The organism is Streptomyces sp. NPDC048639 (assembly GCF_043199075.1).
GTDB lineage: Bacteria > Actinomycetota > Actinomycetes > Streptomycetales > Streptomycetaceae > Streptomyces.
The window spans coordinates 229,919-243,368 of sequence record NZ_JBICVP010000004.1; the positions used below are offsets into that span (position 1 = coordinate 229,919).

13 protein-coding genes are annotated in these 13,450 nt (G+C 72.8%); 7 read left to right on the top strand and 6 right to left on the bottom strand.

The features are described from left to right. Positions 1 to 98: 98 nt before the first annotated feature. On the bottom strand, positions 99 to 950 hold the full coding sequence (locus ACGFNH_RS12805) for a peptidyl-tRNA hydrolase (RefSeq protein ID WP_393653109.1): 852 nt from the start codon (positions 948 to 950) through the stop codon (positions 99 to 101). 108 nt (positions 951 to 1,058) lie between these two features. Between ACGFNH_RS12805 and ACGFNH_RS12810 the strand changes: the two genes are divergently transcribed. Beyond that, positions 1,059 to 1,745: an AIM24 family protein gene (locus tag ACGFNH_RS12810; RefSeq protein ID WP_393653110.1), complete on the top strand. Its 687-nt coding sequence runs from the start codon at positions 1,059 to 1,061 to the stop codon at positions 1,743 to 1,745. Between the two features lie 84 nt (positions 1,746 to 1,829). On the opposite strand, the gene ACGFNH_RS12815 is transcribed toward ACGFNH_RS12810, so the two are convergent. After that, a complete protein-coding gene (locus tag ACGFNH_RS12815) occupies positions 1,830 to 3,518 on the bottom strand; it encodes an acetolactate synthase large subunit (protein ID WP_393653111.1) in 1,689 nt (562 codons plus the stop codon). A 168-nt stretch (positions 3,519 to 3,686) separates the two neighbouring features. Continuing rightward, complete coding sequence (locus tag ACGFNH_RS12820) at positions 3,687 to 4,265, bottom strand: TIGR03086 family metal-binding protein (RefSeq protein WP_393653112.1); 579 nt, start codon at positions 4,263 to 4,265, stop codon at positions 3,687 to 3,689. Between the two features lie 87 nt (positions 4,266 to 4,352). On the opposite strand from ACGFNH_RS12820, the gene ACGFNH_RS12825 reads away from it, so the two are divergent. Beyond that, a complete protein-coding gene (locus ACGFNH_RS12825) occupies positions 4,353 to 5,168 on the top strand; it encodes a DUF6597 domain-containing transcriptional factor (protein ID WP_393653113.1) in 816 nt (271 codons plus the stop codon). 224 nt (positions 5,169 to 5,392) lie between these two features. Further along, positions 5,393 to 5,581 (top strand): hypothetical protein, encoded by a 189-nt coding sequence (locus ACGFNH_RS12830; protein WP_393653114.1) that lies wholly within the window; start codon positions 5,393 to 5,395, stop codon positions 5,579 to 5,581. 19 nt (positions 5,582 to 5,600) lie between these two features. Here ACGFNH_RS12830 and ACGFNH_RS12835 read toward each other — a convergent pair whose 3' ends face one another. The 3 genes from ACGFNH_RS12835 to zapE all read right to left on the bottom strand — a co-directional run bounded on the left by ACGFNH_RS12835 (position 5,601) and on the right by zapE (position 9,601). After that, complete coding sequence (locus ACGFNH_RS12835; RefSeq protein WP_393653115.1) at positions 5,601 to 6,638, bottom strand: polysaccharide deacetylase family protein; 1,038 nt, start codon at positions 6,636 to 6,638, stop codon at positions 5,601 to 5,603. 355 nt (positions 6,639 to 6,993) lie between these two features. Next, positions 6,994 to 8,364, bottom strand: coding sequence for an alkaline phosphatase PhoX (locus ACGFNH_RS12840; RefSeq protein ID WP_393653116.1), 1,371 nt, complete (start codon positions 8,362 to 8,364; stop codon positions 6,994 to 6,996). A 205-nt stretch (positions 8,365 to 8,569) separates the two neighbouring features. After that, positions 8,570 to 9,601, bottom strand: coding sequence for a cell division protein ZapE (gene zapE, locus ACGFNH_RS12845; RefSeq protein WP_393653551.1), 1,032 nt, complete (start codon positions 9,599 to 9,601; stop codon positions 8,570 to 8,572). Between the two features lie 387 nt (positions 9,602 to 9,988). Here zapE and ACGFNH_RS12850 point away from each other — a divergent pair, with 387 nt between their 5' ends. The 4 genes from ACGFNH_RS12850 to msrB all read left to right on the top strand — a co-directional run bounded on the left by ACGFNH_RS12850 (position 9,989) and on the right by msrB (position 13,382). Beyond that, the gene (locus tag ACGFNH_RS12850) at positions 9,989 to 10,774 is read left to right on the top strand and encodes a pyrimidine reductase family protein (RefSeq protein ID WP_393653117.1); all 786 of its coding nucleotides are present in this window, start codon (positions 9,989 to 9,991) and stop codon (positions 10,772 to 10,774) included. Positions 10,775 to 10,891: 117 nt separating this feature from the next. Beyond that, positions 10,892 to 11,359 carry an indole-3-glycerol phosphate synthase gene (locus ACGFNH_RS12855; protein ID WP_393653118.1) on the top strand — a complete coding sequence of 156 codons (468 nt, stop codon included), beginning with the start codon at positions 10,892 to 10,894 and terminating at the stop codon, positions 11,357 to 11,359. 163 nt (positions 11,360 to 11,522) lie between these two features. Then, entirely contained in the window at positions 11,523 to 12,959 is a 1,437-nt protein-coding gene (murC, locus tag ACGFNH_RS12860; protein ID WP_393653119.1) for a UDP-N-acetylmuramate--L-alanine ligase, read from the top strand. Positions 12,960 to 12,974: 15 nt separating this feature from the next. After that, entirely contained in the window at positions 12,975 to 13,382 is a 408-nt protein-coding gene (msrB, locus tag ACGFNH_RS12865; RefSeq protein ID WP_393653120.1) for a peptide-methionine (R)-S-oxide reductase MsrB, read from the top strand. Positions 13,383 to 13,450 lie beyond the last annotated feature (68 nt).

The window sequence follows — 13,450 nt, forward strand, 5'->3', positions numbered from 1 at the left end:
CAGCCAAGCGCGAACTGAGCGGTCGGTCAAGCCGCGCACTCAGCCGCCCAGGGCGGACCGGGTGGCGCAGGGGAATACGGAACGTCGGCGCCCCGTGTTCAGTCCGATCCCGGCAAACGGCCGGGCGCACCCGGCTTGACCGGCTTGACCGACTTGAGTGTTTTCCGCAACGCCGGGTGCTCGGCGACGACCGTGCACGAGCCGGGCGCGATCTCCGTGAAGCCCGCGTCCCGTACGACCGGCAACCCGCTGCGCGTGAGCTCCGCCCAGCGCGAGGGCTCCGCGGTGCGCACCGCCAGAGCGAAGCCCGACGCACGCCACATCTCCCGCTCCGCGTCCGGCAGTTCCCACCAGGTGAGCTGCGCCCCGTGTCCCGCCTGGGCCATGGCCTTGCCCGCCGACATGGAGATCTCCGGGCTGAGCCACAGCACCGGAACACCCGGATCCGGGGCGGACGGCCGCTCAGGGTCGTCCAGTTCGGTGCCCGAGACCTGCAGCTTCGCCAGCTCCTTCGGCCACCCGTCGAGCGGCACCGGCGGGAAGACCCGTACCTCCGCCTCCGCGCCCGTCACCGTGATGCCGGGCAGCGTCCCGGCACGCCGCCACTCGGCGCCGCGCGCCCGCCGGACGACCTTGCGAATCCGGGCGTCCTGCCAGTCCCGTACGGTCGCGAACCACGCGCCGTCCTCGCGCGACGCCCGCTCGTCGGCCAGCAGGACGAGCACCGCGCGCGCCGCCGTCTCCAGCGCGTCCGTACGGGCCGGGGGCGCGGCCTTCTCGATACGGACCACCAGGGGCAGGACGAACTGCGGGGCGGCGTCGCGCGCGGCCACCTCGTGCGCGAAGGGGCTGGTGCCCTCGACGGTGCGCCCGGCCGGTTCCGCGGGGGCGGCGGGGTGTGCGGAATCGGGGCGATCGGCGGGGCGGCCGGAGGCGTCGGCACTGGTCACGCGCCCAGTCTGCCAGCCGCCCTCACGCGCGCGTCAGGCACCCGTACCGCTGTTGTGAGTACCACGGCTGCTGGCCGGATCCGGTCGTTCCGGGAGACGATGCGCCGCATGCAAAGTGATCTTTTCGCCTCCCACAACATGGCTCAGCCGTCCACCGAGCTCGGTATGGCCATGCAGAATTCGAAGTCCATCAAGTACACGCTCAACGGCGAGTGCTACGCACGGCAGGGCGCGATGGTCGCCTTCCGCGGCGACCTCGCCTTCGAGAAGCACGGCCAGGGCGCCGGCTCGTTCCTCAAGCGCGCCGTCACCGGCGAGGGCCTGGCCCTGATGGCCGTCCGCGGCCAGGGCGAGGTGTGGTTCGCCCACGAGGCCGCCAACTGCTTCATCGTCGACCTCGCCCCCGGCGACAGCCTGACCGTCGGCGGGCGCCATGTGCTGTGCTTCGACCCGACCCTCTCGTACGAGGTCAAGACGGTGAAGGGCGCGGGCATGGCCGGAGGCGGCCTGTTCAACAGCGTCTTCACCGGCCATGGCCGGCTCGGCGTCACCTGTGAGGGCGCGCCCATAGTGATCCCGGTCTCGCAGTCCGCCCCGGTCTTCGTCGACACGGACGCGGTCGTCGGCTGGAGTTCGCAGCTCCAGACCTCCCTGAACCGGTCCCAGGGCATCGGCTCGATGATCCGCGGCGGCTCGGGCGAGGCCGTGCAACTGAAGCTGGAGGGCGAGGGCTTCGTCATCGTCCGGCCGACCGAGGTCACGGCACGGCCGGCCGGCTCTTCATCGTCGGAGTGACGCCGCACGCGGCACCGTCCGAAGCTGCACAGCGAGGGCCCGTCGGCTTGGCCGGCGGGCCCTCGCTGTGGCTGCGGGCGGGGTTCAGAACGGCCCGTGGAGCGTGCCGAGCCGATCGGTCAGGCGCAGGTTCTCGGAGTAGTCCACAGGACAGGCGATGACCGACACCCCCTCACTGTCCAGAGCCTCCCGCAGCACCGGCAGCAGCTCACCGGCCGCGGTGATCCGGTGGCCGCGGGCGCCGAAGCTCTCCGCGTAGGCGACCAGGTCCGGGTTGGTGAAGCGGGTGTGGCTGTGACGGTCGAGTTCGAGCTCCATCTTCCAGGTGATCAGCCCGTATTCCTCGTCGACCAGGACGAGGACGACGAGGGGAATGCCTTCGCGCACGGCCGTTTCCAGCTCCTGGGAGTTCATCAGGAACGAGCCGTCGCCCATCATCGCCAGCACGCGCCGCTCCGGGCGGGCCAGCTTGGCGGCGATCGCACCGGGCAGCGCGAACGCCATCGTGGAGAGCCCGTTGGAGAGCAGGCAGGTGTCCCGTTCGTACGCGGGGTAGAGCCGCGCCATCCACATCTTCCCGGCGCCGGTGTCGGCGAGCACGATGTCCTCGCGGCCCAGCGCTGCGCGCACGTCGGCCACCACGCGCTGCGGCACGAGCGGGCAGACGTCGTTGCCGCGCCCGTACTCCAGCTCTTCGGAGAGCAGGGCCCGGATGCGCTCGCCCGACCCCTCGTACGGGAAGGGCTTGCCGACAGCGGCCGCGAGCGCGTCCAGGGCGTGCGAGGGGTCGCCCTTCACGCCGACGGCCACCGGGTAGTGGACGTCGACCTCGGCGGGGAAATGGTGGATGTGGACGATGCGCTTGTCGCCGTCCGGGTTGATCTTCACCGGGTCGAACTCCTGGAGTTCGTACCCGACGCAGATCAGGGCGTCGGCGGTGTCGAAGCCGAAGTTGGTGTAGTCGTGACGCATGAAACCGACGGCGCCCAGGGCGTTGGGGTGGTCGTCGGGGAAGACGCCCTTGCCGTGGAAGGTCGTCGCGACGGGGACGTTCAGGCGCTCGGCGAAGCGGACCAGAGCCGCCGACGCCCCCGCCCTGGCGGCGCCGTGCCCGGCCAGGAGGACCGGTCGGCGGGCCGAGGCCAGCACCTCGGCCGCGCGCTCGATCTGCGCGGACGAGGGCGCGTCGGCATGCACGACGTCGATCTGCAGAGGGGACAGCGGCGACTCCGGTGCGGTGGCCTCGATGTCCTCGGGGACGGCCAGGAACACCGCCCCGGGCCGCTCGCTCTGCGCCGTCTTGAACGCCTTGCGCACCATCTCCGGCACCGCGTCGGGGTGCTGGATCCGGGCCGACCACCGGGTGACCGGGGCGAACATCGAGACCAGGTCGATGACTTGGTGGGACTCCTTGTGCACGCGACGGAGCGAACCCTGCGCGGCGAGCGCCACCAGCGGAGCGCTGTTGGTCATGGCATCCGCGGTGCCCAGCAGCAGGTTGATCGCGCCCGGTCCGAGCGTGGCCGAGCACACTCCGGCCCGGCCGGTCAGCCGCCCGTACATCTCGGCCATGAAGGAGGCAGCCTGCTCGTGGCGTACGAGGACATAGCGGATGCCGGAGCTGTTCAGCGCGTCGACGAACCGGATGTTCTCCTCGCCGGGAATCCCGAAGACGTAACGCACCCCTTCGGCCTCGAGACAGCGCACCAGCAGGTGGGCCACGTCCTCGGTGACGGCTGATCCGCCCTCGTCACGGGCGCCGGGGGGTGTCATGCGGCGAGCGTATGCAGGCCGCCGGACGACCGGCCATGCTCCGGCCGCCGGTCGGGTGAGCGGCCCCGGGGCGGCCGGCCGGGCCGTCGGCGGCGGTGCGTGGACCGGGGGCAAGGCGGCCGACCGGGCCGTCGGCGGCGGTGCGTGGACCGGGGGCTGGACGCGCCGTCAGCGACGGTGTCCGGGACTCCAGCCGGGGTCCCGTCCCGTCGACGCCAGGAGCACCTCGATCGGTGCCGCACCCTCCCGTACGGCGACGGGTTCGCCGAAGACCTTCATCGTCCGTGCCGTCGGGCCCATCTCCTCGATGAGTGCGGAGAGCGTGCGGACGCTCTCCGCGTCCGGCGTGTACTCCTGGCCGGTCGCCCGCGCCAGGTCCCAGCCGTGCACGGTCAGGTCCAGCAGCGCCATGCTGCCCAGGGTCCGGGCGGGGAGGTTCATGCTCCCCGCCACGCCTTCGTCGGCTCCCGGCGCGCCCCAGGCCGCGACGAGCCGGCCGGTCTCGTCCGCGAAGCGGGAGCGCCAGTCCCCGTCGAGGTAGTCGGGGGTGGTGGTGAAGTCGGCGTCCTCGCGGGCGGCGATCGCCTGGAAGCCGACGACCACGTGGAAGAGGTGGTTGAGCAGGTCCCGCACGGTGTACTCGGCGCACGGCGTCGGGTCGCCGAGCCGGCCGTCGTCCACACCGCGCACCACCGGCACGGCCTGCCGGGCCGCCGCTTCGAGCCGTTCACTGATCAGGGTCGTCATGGGGGCGACGGTACGAGCGCCCTGACGGCCCGGCTTGAACAAACGCGACACCTCACGCCCCGCACCCCGCGGCATAGGATCGCGGACATGGCGGCACCGCGGCGCGACACCCGGGGCATCATCGACGCCCCGGAGCTCTTCGCGCGCGTACGCTTCCGCCGCCGCGAGCCCGCCGAGCCGCTCCGGCCGTATCTCGAGCACTACTGGCTCATCGACTGGGACCTGTCCGAGCCCTACGCCTCGCACGTCGTACCCCACCCTTCCGTGAACGTCGTCTTCCAGCGCTTCGCGGGCCGGCCCGACTTCGCGGAGGTCGCGGGCATCGGGCTGGAGCTGTTCACGCAGAAGCTGGAGGGCGCCGGGCGGGTGTGCGGGGTCCAGTTCCGGGCGGGCGGCTTCCGGCCGTTCGCGCCCGGCCGGCCCGTCTCCCGCTGGACGGGGCACCGGCTGCCGCTCACCGACGTCTTCCAGGGCACCGGCACAGACACCCGCGCCGATCCGGCCTCCGTCCTCGGTCCCGAAGAGGAGGACGCCCGCGTCGCCGCGCTCGACGCCTTCCTCCTCGGCCTGCGCCCGCAGCCCGATCCGTACGCCGAATCGGCCATGGCCGCCGCCCACCGCATCCGTGAGGACCGCACCCTGCGGCGCGTGTCGGAGGTCGCCCGGGCCGAGGGGCTGTCGGTGCGCAGCCTGCAGCGGCTCTTCGCCGGGTACGTCGGCGTCAGCCCCAAGTGGGTCATCCTGCGCCACCGCATCCATGAGGCGCTGGAGCGCTCCGCCACCGCCACGACGGGGGTGGACTGGGCCGGGCTCGCCGCCGAGCTCGGCTACAGCGATCAGGCCCACCTCGTCCGCGACTTCACGGCGACGATCGGCGTCCCGCCCACGGCCTACGCGCGCTGAACGCCGGTCCTACGGGGTACGTGCCGTGAGCGCCGGTCCGCGGACGCATGGTGCTGCGACTCCGCGCTGCACGGGCCTCCGCGTCACACCGGGCGGCTCTCCGCGTCACGGCCGGCGGGCGGTCCGGTCGGTCCCGACCGGAGGCACACTGGAAGATGCGGCCGGCTCCGGGACGGATCACGGAGCGCCGGGCCGACCGCGGTGATCCGAGGAGGTGGCACCCCATGAACGCGCACGGGCACGACGCGAGCGCCGACCCCACCGACCGGGACACCCGGCTCGCGTCCGGACCCCCGTACGCCGACTGCGTGCTGTGCGGCGAGCCGACCGAGTACGGTGCCGGGCATCCCGGCGCGACCCTCTGCCCGGTGTGCGAGTGGCAGGAGGCCGAGCGCGCCTCCTGCGGCGGCTGACTCCGGCCGGATTCTGCCCCTACTCCCTTGCCCTGCCCGCGACTTGGTCCTGCACCCGGTCCCGGGCGCCCGGCTCCTGCCGCTCATCCTGCGAGGCCTGCCCCCGGATGTCCTGCTGCTGGGTCTCCTGCTCCTGCCCCTCGCCCCGCGTACGGCTGATCAGCTCCGAGACCCGGACGAAGCGGTAGCCCTGCGCCCGCAGCTCGGGGACGATCCGCCGCACCGCGGCCTCGGTCGCCGGCGCGTGGCTGAGCGTGGCGTGCATGACGACCACCGAGCCGGGCCTCACCTGCGACAGCACCTGCTCCGCCACCCGGTCCGCCGAGTCCGTGGAGGCGTCCCCGCTCAGTACGTCCCCCTGGACCGCGGTCACCCGCGTCGGGGCGACCGCCCGCAGCGCCCCGTCGTCGAAGCAGCCGCCGGGGAAGCGGAAGTACGGCACGGGGTCCGGGACCCCGGCCCGGCGGATCGCCGTGTACGCGCGGTCGACCTCCTGGCGCATCGCCCCCCGGTCGACACGTGGCATGCCCGCGCGGCAGGGTCCGGAGAAGGAGCCGAGACCGTAGCTGTGGTTGCCGACCTCGAAGAGCGGGTCGCGGCCCAGCGACCGCGCCTGGTCCGGGTATTCGTCCGCCCACCGACCCGTCATGAAGATGGTCGCGGGCACCTGCAACGTCCGTAGGGAGGAGACGAGTTGGGGGTTGTCGAAGCGTTCGCCACCGGCGGCGCGCGTAGCGTGCTCCGGGGCCATGTCGGCGTTGAAGGTGAGCGCCACGACCTTGTCGTCCTCGCCCGCACCCCGGGTGAAGACCGCCGCGCGGCCGTCCGCCGCCGGGAGGGTGGGCGCCGCCGGGGCACCGGCCGCGGGGCCCCCGACCTCGAACCGGCCGTGGCCGGGGTCCGAGGAGCCGGAGGATATGGCCGGGTCCGCTGCCCGGCTGCCGCCGTCGTCCGTGCCGCCGCAGGCGGCGAGTGCGAGTGCGAGCAGCGGCATCAGGGCCGAGGCGGCCCGACGGCGTGCACGCGTGCCGGGCTGTTGCGCAAAGTGTTGGATCATGTTCGGAGCGTAAAATCAAGCTCCTGTGTCGGCATGTCTTCCACCTCCGATCGGGTCCCGGCTCCCGGGCCCGCGTCACCGGAGGCTCGGGTACGGCCCGAGGCCCGGAGGCCCGGAATCCCCTTGAGCCCGGAACCCACTGAGAGCCCGGAAGCCCGGAATCCCCGAGAGCCCGGAGGCCTGGAACCCCGAGAGTCCGGAACCCCCGTGAGCCCGGAACCCACCGAGAGCCCGGAAGCCCGGAACCCCGAGAGCTCCGGACCACCCGGCCGTACCCCCGCCGCCCGTCCTCGCGTCGGACGGCGGGGGAGCGGCGAGCGGGCAGCCCGTTACGGCGACCGCCGGGGCGGAGGCGTCAGCGCCAGGGGCCCGTGACGGCGAACGTCGTGCCGGGGTTGTAGCAGTTCACGTACATCGAGCAGCCGTCGGCGGAGAACGTGACCCCCGCGAACTCGCCCCACTCCGGCTCCTCCGGGGTGCCGATGTTCTGGCGCCCGCGCGCCATCGCGTAGACCTTCCCGCGCTTGGTGAGACCGAAGACGTGCTGTGCGCCCTCGCCGTCCTCGCAGACCATCAGGCCGCCGCCCGGCGCGAGCGTGATGTTGTCCGGCTCCTCGCCGGGCATCTGCAGGTCCGTGTCCGGGCCGAAGACGACGATCAGGGTGAGCCGGCGGTGCTTCGGGTCGTACCGCCAGATCTGGCCGTAGTGGTCGGCGGCCGATCCCTCGGCGCTCTTTGCGAAGCTGGAGACGAAGTAGACGCAGCGACCGCCCCAGTAGCAGCCCTCCAGCTTCTGGGCGTGGGTGATGCCCTTCGGGCCGAAGTCCTGGAACCGGATCGCCGTCTCCTTGGCCAGCGGGTCCGGTACGTCCACCCACTCGATGCCGTCGAACGTCGTGCCCGTCTCCTGTACGGCGGACAGGTCCTTCACGCCCGGAACACGCATCGCCTGGAGACGGCCGCCCGCGTGCAGCGAGCCCCTGCCGCCCATCGGCTTCTTGGGCAGGAAGCGGTAGAAGAGCCCGAAGGGCTTCTCGAAGGCGTCCTCCGTCTCGTAGATCACGCCGTTGCCGGGGTCGACGGCGATCGCCTCGTGCTGGAACCGGCCCATGGCGGTGAGCGGCTCGGCGGAGGTGTGGCGCGGGTCGTACGGGTCGACCTCGAAGATGAAGCCGTGGTCCTTGGTGTAGCCGTTGGTGCCGGCCCGGTCCTCGGTCTCCTCGCAGGTGAGCCAGGTGTGCCAGGGGGTGGGACCGCCCGCGCAGTTCACGGCGGTGCCGGCGATGGCGACCTGCTCGCCGAGGACGCGGTTGCCCCGGCCCAGCTCCAGGGCCGTACAGCCGCCCAGGCCCTCCGGGTCGTACGTGATTCCCTTCACGGCCGGGACGCGGATCTTGGCATCCACCCGGTTCTCGTGGTTGCGCACCAGGTGGGTGCGGCCGTCACGGCCGGGGAAGGCGGCCATGCCGTCGTGGTTGCTGGGCACCTTGCCCTGCCCGGAGCGCAGCTCGTCGCCCTCGCGGGACAGGACGGTGTAGCGGAACCCTTCGGGAAGGTCGAGGAGGCCGTCCGGGTCGGGCAGCAGGGGGCCGTAGCCCGCCTCTCCGCCCCAGTCGTGGGCCGTGGCCGAAGTACCGGCGAAAATCTCCGAGATGGTCCCGGCGAAGGCGATTCCCGCCCCCAGCGCCCCGGAACGGGCGAGGACCTGACGTCGTGTGGCAGACATGGGCAACTCCCTGTTGGCGGACAGAGATATGACCATGCCGTGTGTATCACGTGGTCACGCCCCACGGGAACCTTCAAGAACGGCGTCGCACGGCCGGTCCGCGCCCCGTGTGCGCCCGGGCCCGCGATCCGGCGCGCCCCCGTACGGCCGAGGGGCGGCCGTACGTGTGAGGGCCGGCCGTCGGCGGGCGCCCCGCCCTCCGGCCTCAGCCCTGGAGCAGCGGCTTGGCGTCGCGTGCGAGGGCGGTGAGCCGCGAGATGGCGCGGAAGTACTTCTTCCGGTAGCCGCCCCGGAGCATCTCCTCGCTGAAGATCCGGTCGAAGGAGATGCCGGAGGCCACCACCGGCACCTCGCGGTCGTACAGCCGGTCGGCCAGGACGACGAGCCGTAGCGCCGTCGACTGGTCGGGCACGGCCCGCACATCGGTGAGGCAGACGGCGTCGACGCCGTCGCAGAGCGCGCCGTAGCGGCTGGGGTGCACGCGGGAGAGGTGGCCGAGCAGGGAGGGGAAGTCGTCGAGCGAGGCACCGGCGGTGCGGTAGGCGACGCGGGTGACCTGCTCGTCGTCGTACGGGGCGGGGGCCTCCGGCAGTCCGCGGTGGCGGTAGTCCTCGCCGTCGAGCCGCAGCGGCCGGAAGTGTGCGGACAGGCCCTGGATCTCACGGAGGAAGTCGGCCGCTGCGAAGCGGCCCTCGCCGAGCTTGCCCGGGAGCGTGTTGGAGGTCGCGGCGAGTGCCACGCCCGCGTCGACGAGCCTGCCGAGGAGTGTGGAGACGAGGACGGTGTCGCCCGGGTCGTCCAGTTCGAACTCGTCGATGCAGAGCAGCCGGTGGCCGCTGAGGGTCTTCACGGTCTGCTGGAAGCCGAGGGCGCCGACGAGGTTGGTGAGCTCGACGAACGTGCCGAACGCCTTGAGCTCGGGCGTCGCCGCGGTGGCGTGCCAGACGGAGGCGAGGAGGTGCGTCTTGCCCACGCCGTAGCCGCCGTCGAGGTACACGCCGCGGGGCCCGGCCGGGGCCTGCGGCTTCCTGCCGAACCAGCGCCGCTTCCCGCCCTGGGCCGCGGTCGCCCCGCCGATCCCGGCGGCGAAACCGCTGAGCACGGTGACGGCCTCGGCCTGGCTGGGCTGCGCGGGGTCGGGCACGTACGTGTCGAACCGCACCGAGTCGAACCGCGGCGGTGGCACCATCTCCGCCACGAGTCGCTCGGCGGGCACATGCGGCTCCCGGCCGCACAGCGCGAGCGGGCTCCCGTCCGGGGAGGGGACGGGGGCGGGGGGCGGCTCGGAAGCGGAAAGGGAGGAGGACACAGCTCCTCAGAGTAATCCCTCGGGCCAGGGCCCCCGACTCTCCGTCCCTTGCCGCTACGCACCCCGGCGCGAGCCGGTGGGAGGCGCCCTTTCGCGCTCGGGGCGAGCCGGTGGGAGGCGCCCTTTCGCGCGGCGCTCCGTGCCCGGGCCTCCCGCCCACCCACCCCACACGCGCCGGGATTCCGGCCCCGGCCCGGGGTGGCCCGGCCCGATGCGAGCGGTCTCTCCCGTGCCTGCCCCGCCCCCTGCCTCGCCCGCCGACGGCGGGCCGGGCGCCCCGTCCGTCCCGTCGTCGCAGCGTGTCAGACTTCCCGCATGCGACGCCTGTTCCCGCCCGGTACCGCGACCGGTGCCACCGAACCGCTCGCCGATCGCGAGTGGAGCATCGACGAGCTCGCCGACGCGTACGCGTATCCCGATGAGCCCGGGACCTCCGGGCGCGCCTGGCTGCGCGCCAACATGGTGACGTCGCTCGACGGGGCGGCCCATCACGACGGGCGATCGCAGCCGCTCTCCTCGGACGCCGATATGCGGATCTTCGGCGTCCTGCGCGGGCTCGCCGATGTCGTCGTCGTCGGTGCCGAGACCGTGCGCCAGGAGGGCTATCGCCCCGCCCGTGCCCGCAAGGCCTTCGCCGATCGCCGCGCGGCGCTCGGCCAGATGCCCGCGCCCGTGATCGCGGTGGTCACCGCGAGCCTTGACCTGGACTTCGCGAGCCCGCTGTTCGCCGAGCCGCTCGTGCCCACCGTCGTCCTCACGGGCGCCGCGCACCACGCCGACCGTGCCGACCGGGCGCGCGCCGCCGGTGCGGATGTGATCGTCGCCGGGGACGGCGAGGGCATCGACCCGGCCCGTGCCGTCCGGGCGCTCGCCGACCGCGGACACACCCGGCTGCTGACGGAGGGCGGCCCGCGTCTGCTGGGCCAGTTCGCGTGCAGCGGGGTGCTCGACGAGCTCTGCCTGACGGTCGCCCCCGTCGTGACGGTGGGCGCGGCGCCTCGGATCATGGACGGGCACGCGATCGCCGACCCCGAGAGATTCGCCCTGGCGTCCCTGCTGGAGGAGGTCGGCTTCCTTTTCACCCGCTACCGTCGCATCTGACCTGGTCGCATCTCACCCGTGGTGCGGAAAGATGGTTTCCGCGGAGCCGTTCCGTAAAGCCGTTTCCGTAACGCCCGGGACGAGAGTCCGCGACCCACGAGGACGGAGGGTCCTGCCGTGTTCACGACCGTACTCATGATCGAGAAGCCACTGGTTCCGGATGATGTGGAACTCGTCACCAGCCTGCACGGCGATGAGAAGACCTCTTTCGTCGTCCTCATGCAACCGCAGGGCGATCAGGACCTGCTGCTGCGCGCCCTGGACGACGTGGCGCTCGGCGAACTCGACGAGGCCGTACGCGAGGGGCAGGAGCCCGAGGGCCACGCCGCTCTCCAGCCCGCCGAGCGGGCGCTCCAGCACTCGCTGGAGGCCCTCCGCGCCGCCGGCAGTCAGGCCGTCGGCCAGATCACCGAGAAGCACCCCGTCGACACCCTGCGCTCGGTCGTCGAGGAGACCGGGGCCGACGAGGTCATCGTGCTGACCCGGCCGCATCTGGTGGAGGAGTTCTTCCACCGCGACTGGACCTCCCGCGCCCGCCACAAGGTCGGCGTCCCGGTGCTCAAGCTGTACGCCCACACCGAATAGGCTGGCTGCGCACAGCGAGTACAGCCAGTACAGCGAGCACCGCGCGCACCGTACGGATCGTGAGGACCGTACGGGCGTGGGCGACGGATCCCGTACGGACCACGGACCGGCACCACCGGCGCGTACGGGCTCGTCCCGCCACACCGATCTGGGAGACGCACGCATGGCATCCGGCATCCCCTCCGCCATGGACCGACCGCACTTCATCGGCATCGGCGGCGCCGGGATGTCGGGCATCGCGAAGATCCTCGCCCAGCGCGGCGCCAAGGTCGCGGGCAGCGACGCCAGGGAGTCCGCGACGGCGGAGTCCCTGCGCGCGCTCGGCGCGACCGTGCACATCGGCCACGCCGCCGAGCATCTCGCCGATGACGCGACGAGCGTCGTCGTCTCCTCCGCGATCCGCGCCGACAACCCCGAGTTGGTCCGCGCCGCCGAGCTCGGCGTTCCCGTCGTGCACCGCTCCGACGCGCTCGCCTCGCTGATGCACACCGAGCGCCCGATCGCCGTCGCCGGTACGCATGGCAAGACCACGACCACCTCCATGCTGGCCGTGGCGCTGTCCGAGTTGGGCCTGGACCCCTCGTACGCCATCGGCGGCGACCTCGCGGGCCCCGGCACCAACGCCCGCCACGGCGAGGGCGCGATCTTCGTCGCGGAGGCCGACGAGAGCGACCGCAGCTTCCAGAAGTACGACCCCGAGGTCGCGATCGTCCTCAACGTCGAGCTCGACCACCACGCCAACTACGCCTCGCTGGACGAGATCTACGAGTCCTTCGAGGCGTTCGTGGACAGGATCCGCCCCGGTGGCTGCCTCGTCGTCGGCGAGCACTCCGGCGCCCGGGAGCTGGCGGGCCGCGTCTCGGGCCGTGAGGGGCTGACCATCGTCCGCGTCGGCGAGGACGTGGGCGCCGACTTGCGGATCCGGCAGATCACCCCGAAGGGCATGACGAGCGAGGTCACCGTCGTCATCGGTGCCGAGGGCGACGGTCCCGGCGCGAGCGGGGAAGGCGGCACCGCCGAGGAGCTGACCTTCACCGTCTCCGTCCCCGGCCGCCACTACGCCCACAACGCGGTCGCCGCGCTCGCCGCCGGTGTCCGCCTCGGCGTCGCCCCCGCCGACCTCGCACGCGCCCTCACCGCCTACACCGGGGTGGGCCGCCGCCTCCAGCTCAAGGGCGAGGCCCGCGGCGTCCAGGTCATCGACTCCTACGCCCACCACCCGACCGAGATGAACGCCGACCTGGAGGCGCTGCGCGGTGCCGCGGGCGAGGACTCCCGCATCCTCGTCGTCTTCCAGCCGCATCTGTTCTCGCGCACCCAGGAGCTGGGCACGGAAATGGGCGCGGCGCTCGCCCTCGCCGACGCCTCGGTGGTCCTCGACATCTATCCGGCCCGCGAGGACCCGATCCCCGGCGTCACCAGCGCCCTGATCATCGACGCGGCCGCGGCGGGCGGGGCCGACGTGCGCCCCGAGCACACCATGGCCGCCGTCCCGGACGTCATCGCAGGAATGGCGAGGCCCGGTGATCTCGTTCTCACCATGGGGGCGGGCGATGTGACCGACCTCGGTCCCAGGATCCTCGCCCGCCTGGAGAGCTGAGGAGAGAGAGCCGAGATGGCCTACGAAGTCCAGAAGACGGACGAGCAGTGGCGCGCCGAGCTGTCCCCCGAGGAGTACAAGGTGCTCCGCGAGGCCGGCACCGAGCCCGCGTTCACCGGCGAGTACACGGACACCAAGACCACCGGCGTCTATGAGTGCCGGGCCTGCGGCGCGGAGCTGTTCCGCTCCGACACCAAATTCGCCTCGCACTGCGGCTGGCCGTCCTTCTACGACCCCAAGGACTCCGACGCGGTCGAGCTGATCGAGGACCGCTCCTTCGGGATGGCCCGCATCGAGGTGCGCTGCGCCCGCTGCGGCTCCCACCTGGGCCATGTCTTCGAGGGCGAGGGCTACCCGGTGCCGACCGACCAGCGGTACTGCATCAACAGCATCTCGCTCCGGCTGGCCCCCGAAGAGGGCTGAGACGGAGCGGTAGCGACGTGGGCCCCACCGCCCGGCCGGGCGGTGGGGCCCACGTATGCCGCAGGTGC